The organism is Geminocystis sp. NIES-3708 (genome assembly GCF_001548095.1).
Classification (GTDB): Bacteria; Cyanobacteriota; Cyanobacteriia; order Cyanobacteriales; family Cyanobacteriaceae; genus Geminocystis.
The window spans coordinates 3,421,436-3,444,034 of record NZ_AP014815.1 but is presented as its reverse complement, the minus strand read 5'-3'; the positions used below and the strand labels follow the sequence as shown (position 1 = coordinate 3,444,034).

20 protein-coding genes and 1 tRNA gene are annotated in these 22,599 nt (G+C 31.7%); 18 read left to right on the top strand and 3 right to left on the bottom strand.

Annotated features, from left to right (window positions below; translation table 11 throughout):
• Positions 1-189 precede the first annotated feature (189 nt).
• From glyA to GM3708_RS15030, 8 genes are all read left to right on the top strand, one after another.
• Positions 190-1,473 (top strand): serine hydroxymethyltransferase, encoded by a 1,284-nt coding sequence (gene glyA / locus GM3708_RS15065; RefSeq protein WP_066348655.1) that lies wholly within the window; start codon positions 190-192, stop codon positions 1,471-1,473.
• Between the two features lie 204 nt (positions 1,474-1,677).
• Positions 1,678-2,082 (top strand): DUF262 domain-containing protein, encoded by a 405-nt coding sequence (locus GM3708_RS19095; protein WP_197671672.1) that lies wholly within the window; start codon positions 1,678-1,680, stop codon positions 2,080-2,082.
• Between the two features lie 224 nt (positions 2,083-2,306).
• The gene (locus GM3708_RS19090; protein WP_197671671.1) at positions 2,307-2,888 is read left to right on the top strand and encodes a hypothetical protein; all 582 of its coding nucleotides are present in this window, start codon (positions 2,307-2,309) and stop codon (positions 2,886-2,888) included.
• A gap of 16 nt (positions 2,889-2,904) precedes the next feature.
• Positions 2,905-3,297 (top strand): HEPN domain-containing protein, encoded by a 393-nt coding sequence (locus GM3708_RS15055; protein WP_066348654.1) that lies wholly within the window; start codon positions 2,905-2,907, stop codon positions 3,295-3,297.
• Positions 3,298-3,308: 11 nt separating this feature from the next.
• Positions 3,309-4,021, top strand: a protein-coding gene (locus GM3708_RS18110; protein WP_144439327.1) for an IS1 family transposase whose coding sequence is annotated in 2 segments (ribosomal slippage) — positions 3,309-3,648 and positions 3,648-4,021 — 714 coding nt in all. Because the reading frame shifts where the segments join, the coding sequence is not laid out codon by codon here.
• Positions 3,969-4,712 carry an MAE_28990/MAE_18760 family HEPN-like nuclease gene (locus tag GM3708_RS18750; RefSeq protein ID WP_158505886.1) on the top strand — a complete coding sequence of 248 codons (744 nt, stop codon included), beginning with the start codon at positions 3,969-3,971 and terminating at the stop codon, positions 4,710-4,712. The genes GM3708_RS18110 and GM3708_RS18750 overlap by 53 nt, the downstream gene beginning before the upstream one ends.
• 737 nt (positions 4,713-5,449) lie before the next feature.
• On the top strand, positions 5,450-6,541 hold the full coding sequence (gene aroC, locus GM3708_RS15035; RefSeq protein WP_066348647.1) for a chorismate synthase: 1,092 nt from the start codon (positions 5,450-5,452) through the stop codon (positions 6,539-6,541).
• A gap of 146 nt (positions 6,542-6,687) precedes the next feature.
• Positions 6,688-6,759, top strand: a tRNA-Gln gene (locus tag GM3708_RS15030).
• 181 nt (positions 6,760-6,940) lie between these two features.
• On the opposite strand, the gene pstB is transcribed toward GM3708_RS15030, so the two are convergent.
• Both pstB and GM3708_RS15020 read right to left on the bottom strand, forming a co-directional pair.
• Complete coding sequence (gene pstB / locus GM3708_RS15025; protein WP_066348646.1) at positions 6,941-7,750, bottom strand: phosphate ABC transporter ATP-binding protein PstB; 810 nt, start codon at positions 7,748-7,750, stop codon at positions 6,941-6,943.
• Positions 7,751-7,926: 176 nt separating this feature from the next.
• Positions 7,927-10,086, bottom strand: a complete 2,160-nt coding sequence (locus GM3708_RS15020) for a PhoX family phosphatase (protein WP_066348639.1) — start codon at positions 10,084-10,086, stop codon at positions 7,927-7,929.
• 529 nt (positions 10,087-10,615) lie between these two features.
• Here GM3708_RS15020 and GM3708_RS19480 point away from each other — a divergent pair.
• The 10 genes from GM3708_RS19480 to tpiA all read left to right on the top strand — a co-directional run bounded on the left by GM3708_RS19480 (position 10,616) and on the right by tpiA (position 21,743).
• The gene (locus GM3708_RS19480; RefSeq protein ID WP_231932964.1) at positions 10,616-10,834 is read left to right on the top strand and encodes a hypothetical protein; all 219 of its coding nucleotides are present in this window, start codon (positions 10,616-10,618) and stop codon (positions 10,832-10,834) included.
• 87 nt (positions 10,835-10,921) lie between these two features.
• Positions 10,922-11,299, top strand: a complete 378-nt coding sequence (locus GM3708_RS15010) for a cyclic nucleotide-binding domain-containing protein (protein WP_066348638.1) — start codon at positions 10,922-10,924, stop codon at positions 11,297-11,299.
• Between the two features lie 3 nt (positions 11,300-11,302).
• Positions 11,303-12,514: an acetate/propionate family kinase gene (locus tag GM3708_RS15005; protein ID WP_066348635.1), complete on the top strand. Its 1,212-nt coding sequence runs from the start codon at positions 11,303-11,305 to the stop codon at positions 12,512-12,514.
• Positions 12,515-12,545: 31 nt separating this feature from the next.
• Positions 12,546-13,619, top strand: a complete 1,074-nt coding sequence (gene fni / locus GM3708_RS15000) for a type 2 isopentenyl-diphosphate Delta-isomerase (RefSeq protein ID WP_066348633.1) — start codon at positions 12,546-12,548, stop codon at positions 13,617-13,619.
• Positions 13,620-13,740: 121 nt separating this feature from the next.
• Positions 13,741-17,472, top strand: a complete 3,732-nt coding sequence (locus tag GM3708_RS14995) for a response regulator (RefSeq protein WP_066348632.1) — start codon at positions 13,741-13,743, stop codon at positions 17,470-17,472.
• An 87-nt stretch (positions 17,473-17,559) separates the two neighbouring features.
• Positions 17,560-18,231 (top strand): hypothetical protein, encoded by a 672-nt coding sequence (locus GM3708_RS14990; protein ID WP_144439326.1) that lies wholly within the window; start codon positions 17,560-17,562, stop codon positions 18,229-18,231.
• Between the two features lie 139 nt (positions 18,232-18,370).
• The gene (locus GM3708_RS14985; RefSeq protein ID WP_066348630.1) at positions 18,371-18,853 is read left to right on the top strand and encodes a DUF4079 domain-containing protein; all 483 of its coding nucleotides are present in this window, start codon (positions 18,371-18,373) and stop codon (positions 18,851-18,853) included.
• Between the two features lie 240 nt (positions 18,854-19,093).
• Entirely contained in the window at positions 19,094-20,398 is a 1,305-nt protein-coding gene (thrC, locus tag GM3708_RS14980; RefSeq protein ID WP_066348627.1) for a threonine synthase, read from the top strand.
• Between the two features lie 138 nt (positions 20,399-20,536).
• The gene (locus tag GM3708_RS14975; RefSeq protein WP_066348626.1) at positions 20,537-20,812 is read left to right on the top strand and encodes a MoaD/ThiS family protein; all 276 of its coding nucleotides are present in this window, start codon (positions 20,537-20,539) and stop codon (positions 20,810-20,812) included.
• 199 nt (positions 20,813-21,011) lie between these two features.
• A complete protein-coding gene (gene tpiA, locus GM3708_RS14970) occupies positions 21,012-21,743 on the top strand; it encodes a triose-phosphate isomerase (protein ID WP_066348625.1) in 732 nt (243 codons plus the stop codon).
• A gap of 365 nt (positions 21,744-22,108) precedes the next feature.
• Here tpiA and GM3708_RS14965 read toward each other — a convergent pair whose 3' ends face one another.
• Positions 22,109-22,576, bottom strand: coding sequence for a hypothetical protein (locus GM3708_RS14965; protein WP_066348624.1), 468 nt, complete (start codon positions 22,574-22,576; stop codon positions 22,109-22,111).
• Positions 22,577-22,599: the final 23 nt, after the last annotated feature.

The window sequence follows — 22,599 nt, the reverse complement described above, 5'->3', positions numbered from 1 at the left end:
GAGCTAAACTTCACACAAACTATTATTATCGCAGTTTCAGTTTACGATGTCAAGCACTTTTATTAATTGATAATTTAGTGACGTTTTCTTCTGTGTTTGAGGGAAGAAGATTAAAACTATCAAGTCGAAGGATTAAGCAACAATCTATTATCATAGATAAGGTATATCTATATAAAAAATTAAATTAACGTGAGTCAGACTAATTTAGAATTCTTAGCCGATACAGATCCAGCTATCGCCGAAATTATTGCTAACGAGTTGCAACGTCAAAGAGGACATTTAGAATTAATTGCTAGTGAAAATTTTACCTCTCCTGCGGTAATGGCGGCACAGGGTTCGGTTTTAACCAATAAATACGCAGAAGGTTTGCCCGGAAAACGTTATTATGGCGGGTGTAAATTTGTAGATCAAGCTGAAGATTTAGCAATTCAAAGAGCAAAACAGCTATTTGGGGCAGAAATGGCTAACGTACAACCCCATTCAGGTGCTCAAGCTAATTTTGCCGTATTTTTAACTCTTCTCAACCCCGGTGATAAAATCATGGGTATGGATTTGTCTCACGGTGGGCATTTAACCCATGGATCGCCTGTAAACGTTTCAGGTAAATGGTTTGAAGTATGCCAATACGGTGTAAGTAAAGAAACCGAACGCCTCGATTATGATCAAATAAGAGAAATTGCTTTAAAAGAACGTCCAAAACTCATTATTTGCGGTTATTCTGCCTATCCTCGTACTATCGAATTTGATAAGTTTAGAGAAATTGCCGATGAAGTTGGTGCATATTTACTAGCTGATATTGCTCATATTGCTGGTTTAGTGGCGACTGGTTTACATCCTAATCCTGTGCCTTATTGCGATGTCGTAACAACAACTACCCATAAGACATTAAGAGGACCTAGAGGCGGTTTAATCCTTACCCGTGATGCCGAATTAGGCAAACAACTCAATAAAGCGGTATTCCCCGGTACTCAAGGAGGCCCTTTAGAACACGTTATCGCTGGTAAAGCAGTGGCTTTCGGAGAGGCATTAAAACCTGAATTTAAAACCTATTGTGAGCAAGTTATCTTAAATTCGCAAACATTAGGAAATCAATTAGTAAGTAGAGGCTTTAAGTTAGTTTCTGGTGGTACAGATAATCACCTCAACTTAGTAGATTTGCGTTCCATCGGCATGACTGGTAAAGTGGCAGATCAGTTATTAGGTAAAACCAGCATCACAGCGAATAAAAATACTGTACCTTTCGATCCTGAATCTCCTTTTGTTACCAGTGGCTTACGTTTAGGCTCACCGGCGGAAACCACCAGAGGTTTAAAAGAAGCTGAATTCACGGAAATTGCGAATATTATCGCTGACAGACTTTTAAACCCAGAAGATGAAGCCGTAAGATTAGATTGTATTAAACGTGTAGAAGCGTTGTGCGATCGCTTCCCCTTATATCCTCATTTAAGAATCCCTGTACCTGCTTTAGCATAATTTTTCTATTATTAAAAGTGAAAAAGTCCCTCTTTTTTGGGGGATTTAAAGTTTTATTACATTTATTCTTTTATGGCAAATAAAATAATTAAAATTTTAGTAAAAAGTGTATGAGTCTAAATAACTATCTAATGGAAGGTGAAAAATTTATCATTGAAGATAAATCTGATCTTTCCCTGCCTTTGGTAACGGATGAGGTAATCAATGACAAATACAAAAGGGGTGAAATTAGAATTGTTACCGAACACCGAACAGGCTCGTTATCCCTTTGATACCATCGAAACCATGCTTGATAGTAAACAGGGAGACACAAAAAAATACCTTTTAAATCCTGAATATCAACGAAGAAAAAGATGGGATGACATTCGCAAATCTCGTTTAATTGAATCCTTCATTCTGAATGTACCCATTCCTCCTATTTTTCTTTATGAGGTAGATTATTCTATCTATGAAGTTATGGATGGACAACAGAGACTTACAGCTATATACGATTTTTACAAAGGACGATTTGAGTTAAAAGGATTAGAATATTGGCGAGAACTTAATGGACGAAAATATAATAATTTACCTGAACAAGTAAAAAGAGGTATTGATAGACGTTATTTATAATCAATTGTATTATTAGAAGAGACTGCAAAAACTAAAGAAGAAGCCGAAAGTCTTAAAAGAATAGTTTTTGAAAGATTAAATAGTGGTGGAGAAAAATTAACTCCACAAGAAACACGGAATGCTCTATATAATGGTAAGTCCAATCAATTATGTATTAAACTTGCCGAAAATGATAAATCAATCAATTATGTATTAAACTTGCCGAAAATGATAAATTTCGTGAGATGTGGAAACTACCTTTACAAAAAGAAGTAGAAGAATTACTCGTTAAAAGTGAAGATGAAATAAAGCAAGAGGGTGAATCAGATAAATTTAAGAGATTACAGTTGTATCGAAAAATGGAAGATGTGGAATTAGTTTTACGATTTTTTGCTTATAGACACTTGGAGAAATTTAAGTTTTCCCCATCCTTAGATAAATTTTTAGATGATTATCTTAAACAAGCAAATAATTTGTCTGATGAAGTTTTACACAAACTAGAATCTATTTTCAAAGAGACTATTGAATTAGTTTATACAATTTTTGGTAATAGTGCGTTTTTACTTCCAGCAAAAATGCAAAAATCTAAAACTCCTAGAAAAAGTGTTTATGATCCCTTAATGCAGGTTTTTTCAAAATATTTACGTTATAAATCCAATCTTATAAAAAAAGCCGAAATAATCAGAAAAGAAAGGTACTCTGATAAAGAATTATTATTTTTAATAGATAAAAATAGAGAACTTTTTGACGGTAGATTTAGTGATCAAAAAGATATTCAACTTCGCATTGATTATTTTGATAATTTTTTACAACAATACATTCAATAAACTTGGGTAGAAATTGATGAATATATCTTCCCTAGATGAATTAACAAGAGAAATTAATCTAGTACGAAAATATTTAACACATATTAAATATGTAAATGAGTTAACTAATTATTTTATTTCTGAAACTGATAATAAACAAATACAATTATTACTAGAGAACTTAAAAGAACACGATAAAAATTTTAGAACAGATAAACGAATATTTGAATATAAAGCTGTTATCATTTCACTTTATGCATTGATAGAAAAATATGTAGAAATTTGGATTAAAGAATATCTTGATTCTTTAGCAAAATTAATACCAGATTATAATCAATTAGATGACAAAATTAGAAATAATCATTTTGAACTTTCTTTAAAACTAATGGCGTTGGTGAATGAGGGTATGATAGAAAGAGGAAAAAAGTGAAGTAAAAAAACATGAAATGTCCAGAATGTGGCTCCAAGAATATCAATAAAAATGGCATAAAAAAAGGAAAACAAAATCATATTTGTGTTCATTGTCGCGGACAATTTATAGCTCCAGAACAACTCAGTGGTAAAGGTTATAGTGATGATCTCAGAAAAGAATGCTTAAAAATGTACGTCAATGGTATGGGTTTCCGAGCTATTGGGAGGATTAAACAGGTGCATCATACAACGATCATCTCTTGGGTTAAAGCAGTGGGTCAAATTTTGCCACAGAGCTATCATCCAGAAACGCTACCAGAAGTTGGAGAATTGGATGAATTGCAAACCTTTGTCGGCTCAAAAAAAAACCAATCTGGCGATGGACAGCGGTAGATCATTTTCACGAGGGTATATTGGAATGGGTCATAGGGGATAGAAGTGCAAAAACATTTAGACCGTTGTGGGAGCAAGTAAAAAAATGGCATTGTTATTTTTATGTAACAGAAGGGTGGAAAGTCTATGGAAACTTTATTCCTGAGGGCGACCAAATCATCTGTAAAACATACATGACCAGAGTGGAGGGAGAAAATACGAGATTAAGACATTATCTTGCTAGAGTACATCGAAAAACTTTATGTTATTCAAAATCCATGGAGATTTTAAAGTATTCTGTTTCACTATTGATTCACTATCTCAAATTTAAAGATATACCAATTCCTTCTTTTAGTCTTCTTCATACCTAAAATCACCAATGCCAAACTAATCAATACAATAATAAGTAGAGAGAGTGCTAAATATCAACATATTAAGAAAGAAGAGATTTTAAATAAATTAAATACTTGTCTGGTTAACCCTACAAATTATCAAATAAATACAGATGCATTTGTTTTATTATCTGGTAATTTAAAACATAATAAAATTGTTGAATTATTTAAAATTTTAAGTATTGATTTGAATGACAAATTAATTCATAATGAACAACTTAATAATAAAATTGATTTATCAAAAGAGAAAATCGCAAAAACACAAAAAGATGTTTTATATGAAAAAATAAATGATTTAGTTGAGAGAAGAAATGAAATTGCTCACGGTTCAATAAGATTAGATAATATTTTAAGTATTTCTGAATTAGAACCTTATATTGATTTTTTAGAAATTTATTGTCAGGCAATTTTAGAAGTATTAAATTCAGAATTTATTAAACAAGAATGTATTTATAATTATCAAAAAATAGAAAAAGTTATTGATGTTTTTGATAATAGTATATTATGTTTTAAAATTGAAAAATATCATGCAAAAGTTAGTGATATATTGATTATTGAAAATCAAGAAGAACAATTTTATAAAAAACCTATTTTATTAATTCAATTAAACAATCAATTATACCCAGAACTTAAGATTTCAGAAAAAATAAATATTGCGATAAAAATTTAACCTAAAATTAGAAAAAATCAAACATTTTATCTTGTTAAAAATTATGTCAATTCTTAATAATAAGAATGAATATTACCCAGTACATTAATCAAATTATTCAACAAAATTACGTTGAGATCATGAGTCAATGTGACGTCATTTCCATTGATTTAATGATTACCTCTCCACATAAGATAATTTAATTTAAGGACTTATAAAGTATAAAATTTATGTTTTCCTTTTTAAAGAAATAGCAGAACAGGTATTGAGAATTAATAAACAAGGCAGTTTTGGAGCTTTATTGAGTTGTGATGTCACTATTAAAAGAAGTAAAACAAGAACAAGTTTTAAACAAGAGCATCTCATTTATGTATGAAACAAAAATATTTAACCTTTTACTTTGTCTATTTTTTCAGGTTATTTTTTCATGTTTTGATTGCCAAGCATAGGGAATTAAACAAAATTGATTAAAGTTAATTTATCCTCATTTCTCTCATAAATTTATATTTGTTTTAATTGCCAATTAGCAGTTATCCATTTCAATTTAGTTTCGACACTAACAGTCATATTCTTCATGATTTTATCTAAGAATTATCAATGTTTGTAGTAAACTTTAGAAAGTTTGAAGCAATGAAGCAATATAAGCTAAAGCTCTTAACTACAAACGATCACTTATTTTAAGGCAGGGTTTTATGGTAAGTTTAAACAAATAAATATATCAATCAATAACTATTTTATTCGTAAATTTTAATTATTAAATGAGCAGTAATTTCGGTACATTATTTAGAGTATCAACTTTTGGAGAATCTCATGGAGGAGGGGTTGGTGTTGTTATCGATGGTTGCCCTCCCCTTATCGAAATTTCCTCTGAAGAAATTCAAATTGAGTTAAATCGCCGTAAACCCGGGCAAAGTAAGATTACAACTCCTCGCAACGAATCAGATTTATGCGAAGTTATGTCAGGAGTATTTGAAGGCAAAACTTTAGGTACTCCTATTGCTATTTTAGTCCGTAATAAGGATGCTAGATCTCAAGATTATGATGAAATGGCTGTAAAATATCGCCCTTCCCATGCTGATGCTACTTACGATGGGAAGTATGGCATTCGTAATTGGCAAGGTGGCGGTAGATCTTCAGCACGGGAAACGATTGGTAGAGTTGCGGCTGGTGCGATCGCCAAAAAAATTCTTCATCAAGTAGCTGGAGTAGAAGTCATCGCTTATGTGAAAAGTATTAAAAATTTGGAGGCAGTGGTAGATCAAAATACTGTCACTCTTGAGCAAGTGGAAAGTAATATTGTACGCTGTCCTGACGGCGAATGTGCGCAAAAAATGATTGATTTGATTGATGATATTCGTAAGGAAAAAGACTCTTTAGGGGGAGTTGTCGAATGTATCGTCAGAAATGTACCCGTAGGCTTAGGCGAACCTGTTTTCGATAAGTTAGAAGCAGATTTGGCTAAGGCGATTATGTCTTTACCTGCCACTAAAGGTTTTGAAATCGGTTCGGGTTTTCACGGTACAACTTTAACAGGAAGTGAACACAACGACGAATTTTACCTTGATGAGCAGGGGAACACCCGTACTAAGACTAATCGTTCAGGAGGTATTCAAGGGGGTATCAGTAACGGTGAAAATATCGTTATCAGAGCTGCATTTAAGCCCACAGCGACTATTGGAAAAGAACAGAATACAGTGAGTAAAGAAGGAGAAGAAACCACTTTAGCAGCGAAAGGAAGACATGATCCTTGTGTACTACCTAGAGCAGTGCCAATGGTAGAAGCAATGGTGGCTTTAGTGTTATGCGATCATCTTTTACGTCATCATGCTCAATGTGAGTTAATTAAGTAGGATTTGCTGAAAAAGTATTCGGCTTAAGTAGGGATAATTAATGAATTGCCCCTACAGCTTACTTAAAACTTGATCTTGAATAATCTTCATCTATTGCTTGACAAATTTGTTAAAGCTTTGTTATATTAATAAATGTGCGAAATCGATGGGATGTCGCCAAGCGGTAAGGCAGCGGGTTTTGGTCTCGCCATTCCTAGGTTCGAATCCTAGCATCCCAGTTTGTCAAAACTTAACCCATATGCAAAAAAAGAACAACTCGTCAGCAGTTCTTTTGATTAAATGTTGATTTTTATTAAGCCTATCAATCCCACTATCTGAATTTGTGATACTTTTGCGGGTACTAGTTATCAGATATAGTAAGATTTATAGATTGATTTTCTAACTTTTAATGATTAGTTATTAGCCGAAACGTCCACTTACATATTCTTGGGTAGCCTGTTCTACAGGATTTTGAAATATATTTTCCGTGCGATCATACTCTACTAAATAGCCTAGTTTACCACTTCCTCCTTCGATACTTTTAGCATTAAAAAAAGCAGTATAGTCAGACACCCTTGAGGCTTGTTGCATATTATGGGTTACAATAATAATGGTATAGTTGCGTTTTAATTCATGTATCGATTCTTCTACTTTTAAAGTTGAAATAGGATCTAACGCAGAACAAGGTTCATCCATTAAAATAACCTCAGGTTGAATAGCGATCGTTCTAGCAATACATAAACGTTGTTGTTGTCCTCCAGATAAGGCTAAACCACTTTGACGTAATTTATCTTTAACTTCATCCCATAAAGCCGCTTTTTTTAATGATTGTTCGACTAAATCGTTCATATTACCTTTATAACCGTTAATTCTAGCACCCCAAGCAATATTTTCATAAATAGATTTAGGAAAAGGATTCGGTTTTTGAAATACCATACCAATACTTGTTCTTAATTTCACAGGATCAATATTGTTGCTGTAAATATTTTTTCCTCTAAAAGTAATTTTACCATGAATTTTTGCACTAGCAACTAAGTCATTCATGCGGTTAAAACATCTCAAAATTGTACTCTTACCACAACCAGAAGGACCGATAAAAGCGATCGCATTATGTTTAGGAATTTCTAAGTTAACTCCTGCAACGGCTTTATGTGAACCGTAATAAACATCAACATTTTCAGTCCTTAAGACCGATTCTTCGATTATTTCTTGTGAATATAAATTACTCATATTTTTTAGATAATTACTGAATATAAATTAGTAGTTTATTTATGCTTTTTTTTGATAAAATTATTACAGTTTAGAACTGATTATTACTAATAAAATTTATTAATATACAAATATTAAATCAATTATAATTCTTCTTGGACATCTCTAAGTTAAGAGAAGATTAAAAAAATATGTTTTCAACCTAATTTACTATTATAAATAGCAACAATAGAAGGTTTTGGTGGTTGATTGGTTTGTAAATCGGGCCAATTTGAGCCTTGAGGAATCGTTCTTTTTTGCTGAAATTCTTCTCCTTCAGTCGTCAAAATAGATATTTCCGTTGTTTTTTGTGATTTATCTTTTCTCATACCACTGATTTCTGCTGGATGTTGAATAGCTAAAAACAGCGTTTTTTGATCTTTGGTAAAATATAAGCCAGTACCTTCGGCTTCCATTGGTACAATACCAAAAGGATAAGCTTTTCCTGCGTTTTCTCCTGATAGAGGTATATACCAAATAGAATTATTACCTAATGCTCCTATTGTATTTCTTTTACCTTGTGATAGTTGGTTTTGTATCCCTGTTGGCATATCCGTTACCATCCATAAATCCCCATTAGCATCGAATTCAAGATTATCAGGATTTGCAAAGCCCATACCACCTTTTGAAGGTTCACCACCTACTACGAGAATATCCCATGTAAATGTCATGGCATCAGGCTTATTATCAGTTTCTTTTAGACGCATCAAACAACCATATTGATACATTTTCCCTTGATTATCGCTGAAAATACGTTTGTCTGGACTACCTTCACTTCCTGCTACTCCTGCTGTATAGGCAATAACCAGAGAATTATCTATAGGATTCAATTCTACATCTTCAGGACGAGCTCCACAAGTACCTCCGACTACATTAGCGGCATAATGAGCATCAATTAAAATCACTCCTTGTATTTCTTCTTTGTTTTCTCCTAAATATAAATTTTCTAATTTTGGATATTTAGTCATAAAATCTTCTAACTCTTGTTGATTTTTCACGGCAATAAATCCGCCTTTTTTTCTATCAGGATTAGGAATTGTTAATAATCCGCCTTCTAAATCTTTTAAAGCTGTGGGATTAATAGGAGTATCTGGTTGTAAAGCTATCCATTCTCCCTTTCCGTTGTCTAACATTTTTGCAACGTATAACATTCCTTCTTCTAATAACTTTGAGTTTTTTTTCTGAATGGGATTAATAACTTTTCCTTTTGATACAAATTTATATAAATGTCCTCCAGTACGATCGCATCCAGAGTAAAATACTAAAGGTTGATCTTTTTCCGCTCGAATAGTTACCGCCTCATGACGAAAACGTCCTAACCATGTATGTTTTGTGCCATAATCATCAGGGTTAGAAGGATCAATTTCTACCATCCAACCATATTTATTTCCTGCCAACCCGAAAGGATTACCTTGACCATTCAAACCTGATACAGGCTCAAATTCTGGAGAAAAAGAAGTACCATCAGCCATAATAGCTTCAGGGACATAATTTTGGAAATTTTCTTCAGCACTGAATACTGTACCCCAAGGTGAAGTACCACCAGCACAATTAGCAAAAGTACCAATAATTTTATTGCCTAGATTGTCTATATAGCCTAAACCTTGACTTTTTTTAAAGATATTTGTCGCGGCTCCTGTAGCTGATAAGTAACGATTATCTTTCCAGCCTGAAATTCCGGTAATACGGCGATCATTTTTACTATAAGTGCGTTGCCATTTACCATCATTATCTTTTTTAATTGAGATTATACCAACACCTTGATCTATTAACAATTCTGCAAAAAATTCTTGAAATTTTAATTTGGCAGGGTTATCATCGGCAAGAGTAAAAATATTTAAAGCCTGTCTATTTTGATTTGCTTCTGTTAAGATATTCAAAACCTCTTGTGATAGAGATTTATTAATAACAGTTTCGTAAGTTTGCAACCAAGGAATCGGACTTACATATTCAAAATTTATCACCAAAAAACCCTCATTAGGGCTAATTTCAACAAAAGAAACATAATCGTTATTATAACCGAAACGAGAATCTCCAACTTTATCACCCCAAGAGGCAATAACATCATATTTAAAACCTTCTGGTAAGATTAAATCATCTTCGACTTGATAACTTTGATAAATTTCTTTTTGTTGTTGACTATTAAGATTATTAATTTCTAATGGAATGGGATATTTTATGGGCTTAAAATTACTAAAAGAATGATTAACATTCCCAGATGTTTTGGCGTTTAAATTAGATTTTAAAATTGAACTACAAGCAATAGCAGCTATACCAACTCCTAAAAAAGTTAAAAATTCTCTACGTTTAAAAGTCATTATTATCAACCACAAAATATAAGTTTAAATAGCTTATTTTAATACTAAATCATTTGTGAATAATTGAAGATTAAAAAATAAATCTATAAATTTTACTATACCGTTAAAGTTAATCACTAACAGCTAATAAACACTATATCTTAAAATAAAACCTTACAACTTTTATTTTAAGATACTATATCAATATTTTACATTATTTTTTCTTACTTATCTCCACTACTTCTTTTAATAAAATAATCACTTTTTCTTAAATAAATCTTAACCATAAATGAGGTTAAAAATGAGAAGATACTTAATCATAAATAATTGATACTGAACAATTAAAAATTTAATTAGTTATTAATTTTAAATTATAGAACCTAAGCTATTGAGTGTGTTAAAAACAATTGAGATTATTGAATTATTTTTTAAACATTTGGACGTTAAAAATATTCCCTTGGGAGAGATTATTTTTAAAGAGGGGGAAAATGGAAATATTATGTTTGCCTTAATAGAATGAGAAGTAGAGTTATTTCTTAATGATATAGTAGTGGAAACTATTCATGAACATGATGTATTTGGAGAAGGAGCTTTAGTACAACTAGATCATACTAGATTTACCACAGCTATGGCTAAAACTGATTATCAATTAGCGGAATTAAATAGGGAAAGATTTTTATTCTTATTACAAGAAATACCTTTATTTGCTTTAAAAATTGTTAGAAGTTTATCAAGTCGTTTACATAATCTTTTATTCTATAATAATTAGCTTTAATTATTTATCATGAATTATTAAAATTGCTAATTGTTAATTAATCTGAGACAATAAAATACTAATACTTTATATTATTATCTTATGTTGGAGCCTAGCGACGTTATTAATCTGTTTTTTAATCATCTCAAAACTCAGAATATTCCCGCTGGAGAAGTTATTTTTTCATCGGGAGACAAAGGAGAAAAAATGTTTGCTTTAATGAAAGGTGAAGTAGAATTATGGCTAAATGGTCAAGTAGTGGAAACTATTCATGAACATGATGTATTTGGAGAAGGAGCTTTAGTACAACTAGATCATACTAGAATGACTACTGCTATCGCCAAAACTGACTGTCAATTAGCGGAATTAAATAGGGAAAGATTTTTATTCTTATTACAAGAAACACCTTTATTTGCTTTAGAAATTGTTAGAAGTTTATCAAGTCGTTTAAGGAAAGTAAAGCAAAAATCATCAATTTAAACTATGAAAATCTTAGTTCTTAATGCTGGTTCAAGTAGTCACAAAAGTTGTTTATATGAAATTAATTCTTTACACAATATCATTTTACCTCTTAAACCTCTTTGGGAGGGAATGATTGATTGGACAGTTGATAGTAACCATGGACTACTAGAAGTTCAAGCCAACGGTAAAAAAAATACCTTTGAGTTACCAATGGATAATGTTGAAACTGGCATTAAAACTATGTTAGATACAATGATTAAAGGAGAAAATAAAGTTATAGAAAAATTAATAGATATAAATGTAGTTGGTCATAGAGTAGTACACGGCGGCAAAAAATACTATCAAGCGACTTTCATTACAGAGGAAGTAAAGGCAACTATCAAAGAATTAATACCCTTAGCACCGAATCATAATCCAGTGCATTTAAAAGGAATTAATAGTATTGAAGCCATAAATAAAGATATTCGGCAAATAGCGGTATTTGATACGGCTTTTCATTGTACTATTCCTGATTATGCCAAAATTTATCCTATTCCTTATCAATATTATAAAGAAGGAATCCAACGTTATGGTTTTCACGGTATTTCCCATCAATATGTATCTCAACGCATGGCAGAAATTATTGATAAACCGTTAAATAGTCTCAAAATCATTACTTGTCATTTAGGTAACGGTTGCTCAATTACCGCAATCAAAGATGGTAAAAGCATTAATACAAGTATGGGTTTTACTCCCCTAGAAGGATTAATGATGGGTAGTCGTAGCGGTTCGATCGATCCTGCAATCTTAACTTATTTTATGAGAGAATATGATTATGATAGAGACGAAATTGACCAAATTTTGAACAAAAAATCAGGATTATTAGGGATTTCTGGCATTTCTGCGGATTTACGTACGGTTTTAACTGCTATGGAAAACGGTGATAAACAAGCTAAATTAGCTGTTGATATTTATATTCATCGTATCCAAGAAGTTATTGGCAGTTTTTTACCTTCTCTCGGAGGATTAGATGCGTTGGTTTTTACTGCAGGAATAGGAGAAAATTCAGCTTTTATTAGAGAAAAAGTGTGTCAAAAATTTAATTTTTTAGGTGTTAAATTAGATAAGGAAAAAAATCGTCAATTTTGTATAGATAAAAATATCGCTACCGATGATTCTTCCGTCAAAATTTTGGTTATTCATACTCAAGAGGATTGGGCGATCGCCAAACAATGTTATAATTTGATAAGCTGAGAAATATTAGGTTTAATGATGAGGTGAGGCAATGGGTGATAGGGTATGGGAAATAGGGAAATTAACTGATACTCAGACGAGAAAAGATGATCATATAAAAATTTGTTTAGATGAAAAAGTACAATTTAAGGAAGTAAAAAATGGATTAGAAAAATATATTTTTATTCATAATTGTTTACCTGAATTAGACTATGAAAATATAAATATCTCTACTAACTTTTTAGGGAAAAAATTAAATTCTCCTCTCTTAATTTCTTCCATGACAGGAGGCACAGAAAATGCTCAGATTATTAATCAACGTTTAGCCATTATTGCTCAAAAATATCGTCTGGGAATGGGTATTGGTTCAGGACGTGTTATTATCGAAAAACCAGAAGTCGCAAAAACATTTCAAATAAGATCCCTTTGTCCAGATATATTATTATTAGCAAATATTGGGGCAGTGCAATTAAATTATGGTTATACATGGCGAGAATGCTTAAAATTAATCGAAATTTTGGAGGCAGACGGATTAATTTTACATCTCAATCCTTTACAAGAATGTATCCAATCAGAAGGCGATACTAACTTTAAAGATTTATTAGTAAAAATTGGCGTTATATGTGAAAAATTACCTGTACCTGTTATCGTCAAAGAAGTTGGTAACGGTATCTCCGCAAAAATTGCCAAAAAATTAATGGAAAGAGGAATACAAGCTATTGACGTAGCTGGTGCTGGTGGTACATCATGGGCAATGGTAGAAAGCGAAAGAAGTGATAGTAAATTAAAACGAGAATTAGGCAAAACTTTTGCTAATTGGGGAATCCCTACTGCTGATTGCGTTAAAGACATTGCTAAAAAATATCCCGATATTCCCTTAATTGCTTCTGGTGGTATTCGTAGTGGTTTAGATGTAGCAAAATTGTTAGCTTTAGGTGCAGATATAGTGGGTTTAGCTTATCCTTTTTTAAAAGCAGCAATGACATCAATGGAGACATTAGAAGAATTAGTAGAATTACTAAATGCTGAAATTCAAACTGTATTGTTTTGTACTGGTAATCAAGATATAAACAGTTTACAAAAATCAGATGATTTAATAATTAATAGCGAAAGAAGTTTACTTTAAACTTAATTTTTGGATTATTTAGACTAAAATGTAGTTAAATTTTTGCTCATGAATACTATATGATGTAAAGTTTTTATATACAAAAATCTTAACTCTCTTTCTTCATTCCTCTATTAATTCAATGTCAATAAATGAATTAGATAACCAAAAATTAAATTTAGTCTCTGATTATAATTTTCCTTTGTTTTCTGATGATAATCAGGCACGAGTTTCATCTTCGCAAAATATCTTAAATCAATGTCAGGGAAAAATTATCGAGGGTTTTGCTGATGGCATTGCTATTTTAAACAATGAAAAATATATTTATCTCAATCAAGCTCATTTAGATTTATTCGGTTACACTGAAAAAGAATTATTAGGTAAATCTTGGCGATCGCTGTATAGTGAGAAGGAAATAAAAAGATTAGAAGAGAAAGCCTTGCCTGTAGTATGGGAAAAAGGAATTTGGCGAGGGGAAGTATTAGCATTAACAAAAGACGGCAAAGAATTTTGGCAAGAAGTTTCTCTCAAGATTATCGATAAACAGACTGTAATTTGTCATTGTCGGGATATTAGTGAAAGAAAAATCATGGAAACCGACTTGAATCTCAGTCATGATTTATTAAGGGTTATTCAAGATGCTCAATCTCAGTTTATCGCTAATGTTGATAAAGGAGTTTTATTTGATAATCTTCTCGAAAATTTATTAACTTTGACAGGTAGCGAATATGGTTTCATTAGTGAAGTTGCATATAACCAAAAAGGAGAAAAAATACTAGAAGAAGGTTATATGAAAAATCGGGGCAAACCGTATATCAAAGTTCATGCTATCACTAATATCGCTTGGAATGAAGAAACTATCCGTTTATATGAAGAAAGTGGTGGAAGAGGAATGGAGTTTCATAACCTAAAAACCTTATTTGGTGCAGTAATTTATACGGAAAAACCTGTTATCTCTCATGATCCTAGCACAGATCCTCGCAGTGGAGGACTACCTGATGGACATCCCCCCCTATATTCTTTTTTAGGTTTACCTTTTCATTCCCAAGGAGAATTATTAGGAATGGTAGGGATTGCTAATCGAGAGGGTGGTTATAATCAAGAGTTAGTAGAATACTTACAGCCTTTCGTTTCGGTTTGTAGCAATATTATTGACTCCTATCGCAGTGAAAAACTTCGCCAAGAATCAGACACAAAATTAGAAAATAGTCGATTAGCTTTTAAGCAACAAGAAAGTGTTATTAGAAGTTTATATAAGGTTTGTTCATCTACACAACTTAATTTCCAGCAAAAGCTACAAGGAATTTTCGCCTTAGGCAGAAAAACTTTTAATTTCGATATCGGAATGTTAACAAGAATAGATGATAAATACTGCCATATCTTAGAATTGCAAACTGGCAACGAATATCGACAGCAATTTAATCAGAAAATAACACTAAATTTGGAAGAAACTTTTTGTTTTATAGCATATCAAAATAAAGAACCTTTTGCTATCGATCATGTTAGTAAATCAAATTATTGTCTTCATCCTGCACATCTTAATCTAAAAATTGAATCTTATTTAGGTACAAAAATAGAAGTTTTTAATAATACCTTCGGCACATTATGTTTTTTTTCTCTCAATGATCAAAAAGTAGAAATTACTACTACCATAAAAGAACAAATTAAGTTAATGAGCCAATGGATAGGTTATGAATTAGAAAGGGAAAAATCTCAGGCATTAATTGAAGAAAAATTTCAACAAGAAATACTACTAAAAAAAATAACTCAAGAAATTCGCCAGACTTTAGACTTTAATCAATTATTTGAAACTGCCGCCAATACTTTACTTAATACTTTTAAAATTAATCGTTGTCATGTTTTTGTTTATGACGAATCTAATATTCATCCTTTAAAAATGGTAGCTGAAGCCATCGAAGGTGAATTTATACCCATGTTTGAAACAACAGTTGATATTTCTCAAGATAATCCTCATATTGACAAAGTTTTGAGTTCAGATCAAGTAGTAGTTAGTGATAATGTGTTTGAAGAGCCTTTATTATATTTTATGGCGGATTTTTGCAAACAAATAGAACTTAAATCTATGTTGTCTGTACGCACTTCCTATAAAGGTCAAGCTAATGGTATCATAGGTTTACAACAATGTGATCGCTTCAGAAAGTGGACATCAGCAGAAATAAGTTTATTAGAAAGTGTTGCTAATCAATTAGGTATTGCGATTAGTCAAGCAAAGTTATTACAAAAAGAACAAGAACAAATACAACAGTTAGCACGGCAAAATAAGGCATTATCCAAAGCAGAAAAACAAGCCCAAACAGCTAATTCAGCAAAAACAGATTTTCTTGCATCTATGAGTCATGAAATACGCACACCAATGAATGGCATTATCGGCATGACAGAATTATTATTAGATACTTATCTTAATCCAGAACAGAAAAACTTTGTCGAAATTATCAATCATAGTAGTAACACTTTACTGACAATTATCAACGATATTTTAGACTTATCAAAAATAGAATCTAATAAAGTCGAATTAGAATCGACAATTTTTAACATTCATGAATGTATAGAATCGGTAATTAGTTTAATGGCATTACAAGCAGAAAATAAACATCTCAATCTAATTTATATAGTAGATCCTACCATCAATTATTTATTTAAAGGAGATGCGAATCGCTTAAGGCAGATAGTTTTAAATTTAGTTAGTAATGCTATTAAATTTACGGATATAGGGGAAGTTATTATACGTCTTGAAGTTAATATCACCAATAAATTTCCTGATATTCTCAAAATAAGTGTCGAAGATTCTGGCATTGGTATTCCAAAAAATCGTCTTAATCGTTTATTTCAATCATTTTCTCAAGTAGATGCTTCCACCACTCGTAAATATGGAGGTACTGGTTTAGGATTAGTTATCAGTAAAAAATTAGCAGAATTAATGGGTGGTACAATAACAGTACAAAGCGAAGTAAATATAGGCTCAATTTTTGAAGTTACCATCCAAGCCCAAAATATTGATCCAATAGAAGCTAATTTACCAGATTTACGTCCCCAAACTTGTTTCAGTGAGAAAAAAGCCTTAATCATTTCCGATTCTTCTGCCATTAAAGAGATGCTGAATTTACAAGTATCAAGTTTAGGCTTAAAAGTAGAAATAGTTTCTAGTCATAATTTTTATGATACAAATTTATCTTCAATATCAGTCATAATAGTTGATTATCCTTTATCCGAAATTGATAATTTAGAATTAGCTAAATTTATCCGCAAAAATACTCCCTATATTCCTTTAATTTGGTTAACACCTTTCAATTTAGCTACTAAAGAAAATTTAGCAAAAACAACTACCTTTGCCACAGTCATAACAAAACCAATTAAACAATTTCAGCTAAGTGAAATTATTCAACAATTATTGATGAAATCTGCTTCTTTATCCTTTTCTGAAAATAATTGTTTAGTCAACAAGTTTACTGAAAAAAAAGTTGATATATTACCCTTAAAAATTTTATTAGTAGAAGATACTTTACTCAATCAAAAAATTGCCTGTTTAATGTTAAATAAATTAGGCTATCAAGATATAGACATTGCTAATAATGGCTTAGAAGGAGTAAAATTTGTACAAAAAAAATCTTATGATGTGGTATTCATGGATATGCAAATGCCTATTTTAGATGGAATAAACGCTACACAACAAATTAGAAAACTAGGCACAAAAATTAAACAACCATGGATTATTGCGATGACTGCTTCTGCTTTATCTGAAGATAGAGAAAATTGTTTGAATGCAGGAATGAATGATTATCTTAGTAAACCTGTTAAATCGGATAATATTTTTCAAGCCTTGCAGAAAATTAATGATAAAAAATTATTAGAATGATATTCAAGGAAATCAATCACGATAAAATAATAGAAAGTATTCAAAATGTTATTTACAAAAAAGTACTTGTTATTGTCTTTAATTTTTATGGATATGAATTTAAGTTCTATCTTATCTCAAAATAATAGAATAAATAACTTCAATCAACTGAATAATTATTTTATCCAACTAGGTTTAAATACAGCTAATAATATTTGTCAAGCATACACTATCTCTGATTTAAGACAAAAATGTAATAACATAGTTGATCAAACTGAATATTTTGATTTTAATGCAATTTTTCTTTGTGAAGATAAATTTTTTATTTCTAGTAAAACTATCAACTGTTTAGATAGTATTAGGAATAAAACTTACATTAAATCAGAATTGATAAATTGTGGCAACAATACAAATGAATATCAAATTTATGACTGCTTAAACAAGAGTGGAAAAATGATTACATATAATCAACTTAGTTATGAATATGAGAATAAAATAGCCTTTGATAAAGCTGAAAATATATGCAATTCTTTTACTAATTCTCGAACTAAAAATGATTGTCATAAAATTTTGAACAATAGCTATTTTCTTGATATAGATGTTATTAGTTTCTGCCTGACAAAATTTAGTATCTCCCCTAAAATTTTAAATTGTTTTCAAATTATTAAAAATAAAACTTATACTGTTATTAACCTTTCTCAATGTAGTCAAAAATCCACCGAATCAACTATATTAGATTGCTTATTAAGTAATGGTTATCTAATAAAACCAGAAAGCTAAAATTGAGGGAAAATATCTAAGATTTTTATTATTTCTCATCAAATTTTTTACAGGAAATCTTCACAAATCAATATTCTTTATTCAACCTCAAGTTATACTGAATAAAGAAATTAAGTTTTGTTAAGAAGAATTAAGATTTATGAAAGAAACCATTAGAGAAATTTTACAACCCATTGCTGATATATTTTCGGGTTTTAATACACCTGAACCAATCGTTCATTGGGGACATCCTTTTTTTATGAGTATTGTTATCTTTGCTATGGGTAGTTTTGTGGCAATTACTGGTTGGCGTAGTCGTATTTCTGAAGATAAAGAAGTAAAAGTAAAGAATAAATCAGATCATCGCAAATTAGCACCATTTTTATTTTTATTTATCACTCTTGGGTATAGTGGCGGTGTGCTATCTTTAATTATGCAAGGTCAACCAATATTTGAAAGTCCTCATTTTTGGACAGGATCAACAGTTATTGGCATCTTAGGTTTAAATGGATTAATTTCGGCGACAGGTTTTGGTGGTAATAACGAAAACTTACGCACCGCCCATGCTTATATTGGTAGTTTAGCTTTAGTTATCATGATTGTCCATGCCATTCTTGGCTTTAAATTAGGATTATCTATATAGATAATTAGGATAAAAATCCAAAAGTGATCGTAATCGATAATTTTTTTAATAATAGTTGATTTTAACTTTTGTATTTTAAGGATTTTTATTCAGTCGAACTAAGATTTGGATCTATCCCGACTAAAAAGGTCGGGTATATTTGACAGCTCATTTGCTAATTGTTATACTTTTCACAACAAGCAATCATTTAAAGATTATTTTCAGATTCATCGATCATCGACTAACACAGGAGAAGATAAAATGACCCAAGCCATCGATCGTCCTAATACTAAATTTAAGCCTACCTTCACCAAATTAGTTTCTAAGGAAGGAAATGCAGAATATCCTCTTAAAGCTATTCATATTTGTGAAGAAACCTTTGCCCCTTTAGAAGTAGCCTATGATTACGATGCTATCAAAGCTCAAGTAAGCCGTGAAAGTATTGCCAAAGGACCTAATTCTATTTGGCGCTATAAAGCTTTTTTACCTGTTGAAAGTGAAAATCCTATAGATGTAGGTACAGGGATGACTCCCCTTGTCAAATCAAATCGCTTGGCTCGTCGTTTAGGTCTGAAAAATCTTTATATTAAAAATGATGCTGTTAATATGCCTACCCTTAGTTTTAAGGATAGAGTAGTTTCTGTTGCTTTAACCCGTGCTAGAGAGTTAGGTTTTACTACTGTCTCCTGTGCTAGTACTGGTAATTTAGCTAATTCTACCGCAGCGATCGCTGCTCATGCAGGTTTAGATTGTTGCGTGTTTATTCCTTCGGATTTAGAAGCAGGAAAAGTCTTAGGCACATTAATCTATAATCCCACAGTCATGGCTGTTAAAGGCAACTATGATCAAGTAAATCGCCTTTGTTGTGAAGTTGGCAATACTTACGGATGGGGCTTTGTTAATATTAACTTACGTCCTTACTATTCTGAAGGTTCAAAAACTTTAGGCTTTGAAGTAGCTGAACAATTAGGCTGGAAATTGCCTGATCACATTGTTGCACCTTTAGCTTCTGGCTCTTTGTTTACTAAAATTCACAAAGGTTTTCAAGAATTCGTTAAAGTTGGCTTAGTGGACGATAAACCGGTGCGTTTCAGTGGTGCACAAGCAGAAGGTTGTTCTCCTATTGCCCAAGCATTTAAAGAAGGTAGAGATTTTGTTATCCCTGTTAAACCTAACACCATCGCTAAGTCGATCGCCATTGGTAATCCTGCAGACGGAATGTATGCATTAGATTTAGCTCGTAAAACTAACGGTAATATTGAATCCGTCACCGATGCAGAAATTATTGAGGGCATCAAGCTTTTAGCGGAAACTGAAGGCATCTTCACCGAAACAGCAGGAGGTACAACTGTTGCTGTATTGAAGAAGTTAGTAGAAGCAGGAAAAATTGATCCTGAAGAAACCACTGTAGTTTACATCACTGGTAACGGTTTAAAAACTCAAGAAGCGGTGCAAGGTTATATTAGTGAGCCTTTCTTAATCGAACCTAAACTAGATAGCTTTGAACGTGCTTTAGAACGCTCTCGCACTTTAGAACGTTTAGAATGGCAACAAGTCTCCGTTTAATTAATAATGAAGAAAATCAAGAATAGATTAATTAATATTTTTGTTTTCTTCTTCCTTTTTTACTGGTTTTTATAATCTCTAACTCATTAGCAGTTAGTATTTTTTTGTCTGTAAACTTTATTGAAAATTATTAAAATTATGGCTGTTAAAGTATTAATTCCTACTCCTTTACAAAAATTTACAAAAGAACAAGCTACTATCGAATGTGATGCTACCAATGTACAAGAATTAATCGACGCATTAGAAGTCAATTGTCCCGGCATCAAAGCTCGTTTATGTGATGAACAAGGTGCACCTCGTCGCTTTCTCAATTTCTACGTCAATAGCGAAGATATACGCTTTTTAGATAACGTTACCACTCCTTTAGCTGATGGTGATGAAGTAAGTATTGTACCTGCTGTAGCAGGGGGTTGATAATTAAGTGGGGTGATAAAATTCACCCTTGAAGACAGAATTCACCCACGTAATAATTTTCAGAAAATAAGCATTTACTAAAATAACCGATACATTATAGAATGTTAGTTTTGATACTTATGCCCGTTTAAAAATGTTATTAAGAAAATTGGAGCATAGGACAAGTAAATTAACTCAATAACGGAAATTAGGAGCAAAAGTGCGGAAAATTATTATTGCTGGTAACTGGAAGATGCACAAGACTCAATCGGAGTCATTAGAATTTTTACAGGCTTTTTTACCCCATTTAGAAGACACCCCCGAAACCAGAGAAATAGTTTTATGTGTGCCTTTTACCAGTTTACATTTTATGTCGAAAAATTTGCATGGTAGTCGAGTTAAATTGGGGGCACAAAATATTCACTGGGCTGAACAAGGTGCATTTACTGGTGAAGTTTCAGGTGCTATGCTGACAGAAATTGGTATTAACTATGTTATTGTCGGTCATAGTGAGCGTCGTCAATATTTTGGAGAAACAGACGAAACTGTAAATTCTCGTCTCTTAGCAACTCAAAAACATGGTTTAACTCCAATTCTTTGTGTTGGTGAAAGTAAAGCCCAAAGAGATGCGGGAGAAACTGAAAATATTATCATCAATCAATTACAAAAAGCGTTAGTCAATGTTGATCAAAATAATCTTGTTATCGCCTATGAACCAATTTGGGCGATCGGTACAGGTGACACTTGTGAAGCGACTGAAGCAAATCGAGTTATTGCAATTATTCGCTCTCAGTTAAGTAATAAAAATGTTACAATTCAGTATGGTGGCTCTGTTAATCCGAAAAACGTTGACGAAATTATGGCACAATCGGACATTGATGGTGCATTAGTCGGAGGTGCAAGTCTTGAGGCTAGTAGTTTTTCTCGTTTAGTAAACTACAATCTAATATAATTGCTTTTTCTTCCACAGTCGATATTACTTTTCTGAGTTCAATATCAAATACGTGATGATTGACTAGAAAAACAGACTGACAAGAAGACAAGGATTTAATACTGGTGAGATACCAAATTTTACCCACTGAAAAGAATTAAATTTGATAAATAACTGTCAAAAATTAATTTTAATAATGTTTAAGTCAATTCTCTTTTCTTCCTCTATTCTTCTGGTTTTCTAGCCTCATCTTCCCTCAAAAAAATTATAAGTACCCATGCAAAATTAATTGTATAGAGGCAATGGGTTTAAACTCATTGTTACCAAAGCTTTAACAAAAATGAAATACACAATTAATTTTATTAACTTACTTATAGAACTCAGGTTTATTTAAATCTATCAATATCCAATAATTTAATCAAGTCTTGATCATCTTCCCACCTCGGCACAATTTCTAACTTATTATTCTGCTTTCGTGTTTCTGTAAACCATAAATTAGCTAAATCTTGTTTTATTTGTTCTATTCCTTCTGTAATAATAGTTTCATAATCATTAGCCCAAAAGGTAAAGATACGAGAAGGTTTAGGTTGAATAATAGTCCATTTAACCCTATTTTCATGATGTATTACTTGAATACCCTGATCAATTCCTGCACAATCAGGTACACCACACCAACAGGTTAAGATAAAGTAGTTTCCGTTGTGTTTTAAACTGTTTTTCAGCTCCGTCAAAGAGGTAGCATAGTAGGAAAAATCAGCGATGGGTTCTCCATCAATTAAAATAACACTAACAAAATAAATATTATCATCATTATCAAAACGGCATATTTTACTCTGTAACTCTATTTTATTCATTGGAATCGATTGAAATTAGATAT

What these genes read in the sequence shown, in the direction of transcription:
- fni (WP_066348633.1), top strand. Translation starts at nt 12,546, where the DNA reads ATGGGTGATAGGGTATGGGAAATAGGGAAATTAACTGATACTCAGACG.
- pstB (WP_066348646.1), bottom strand. Translation starts at nt 7,750, where the DNA reads ATGAGTAATTTATATTCACAAGAAATAATCGAAGAATCGGTCTTAAGG.
- GM3708_RS15010 (WP_066348638.1), top strand. Translation starts at nt 10,922, where the DNA reads ATGTTGGAGCCTAGCGACGTTATTAATCTGTTTTTTAATCATCTCAAA.
- GM3708_RS14965 (WP_066348624.1), bottom strand. Translation starts at nt 22,576, where the DNA reads ATGAATAAAATAGAGTTACAGAGTAAAATATGCCGTTTTGATAATGAT.
- GM3708_RS14985 (WP_066348630.1), top strand. Translation starts at nt 18,371, where the DNA reads ATGAAAGAAACCATTAGAGAAATTTTACAACCCATTGCTGATATATTT.
- GM3708_RS19090 (WP_197671671.1), top strand. Translation starts at nt 2,307, where the DNA reads ATGTGGAAACTACCTTTACAAAAAGAAGTAGAAGAATTACTCGTTAAA.
- aroC (WP_066348647.1), top strand. Translation starts at nt 5,450, where the DNA reads ATGAGCAGTAATTTCGGTACATTATTTAGAGTATCAACTTTTGGAGAA.
- thrC (WP_066348627.1), top strand. Translation starts at nt 19,094, where the DNA reads ATGACCCAAGCCATCGATCGTCCTAATACTAAATTTAAGCCTACCTTC.
- GM3708_RS19095 (WP_197671672.1), top strand. Translation starts at nt 1,678, where the DNA reads ATGACAAATACAAAAGGGGTGAAATTAGAATTGTTACCGAACACCGAA.
- GM3708_RS15005 (WP_066348635.1), top strand. Translation starts at nt 11,303, where the DNA reads ATGAAAATCTTAGTTCTTAATGCTGGTTCAAGTAGTCACAAAAGTTGT.
- GM3708_RS14995 (WP_066348632.1), top strand. Translation starts at nt 13,741, where the DNA reads ATGTCAATAAATGAATTAGATAACCAAAAATTAAATTTAGTCTCTGAT.
- GM3708_RS14990 (WP_144439326.1), top strand. Translation starts at nt 17,560, where the DNA reads ATGGATATGAATTTAAGTTCTATCTTATCTCAAAATAATAGAATAAAT.
- GM3708_RS15055 (WP_066348654.1), top strand. Translation starts at nt 2,905, where the DNA reads ATGAATATATCTTCCCTAGATGAATTAACAAGAGAAATTAATCTAGTA.
- GM3708_RS15020 (WP_066348639.1), bottom strand. Translation starts at nt 10,086, where the DNA reads ATGACTTTTAAACGTAGAGAATTTTTAACTTTTTTAGGAGTTGGTATA.
- GM3708_RS14975 (WP_066348626.1), top strand. Translation starts at nt 20,537, where the DNA reads ATGGCTGTTAAAGTATTAATTCCTACTCCTTTACAAAAATTTACAAAA.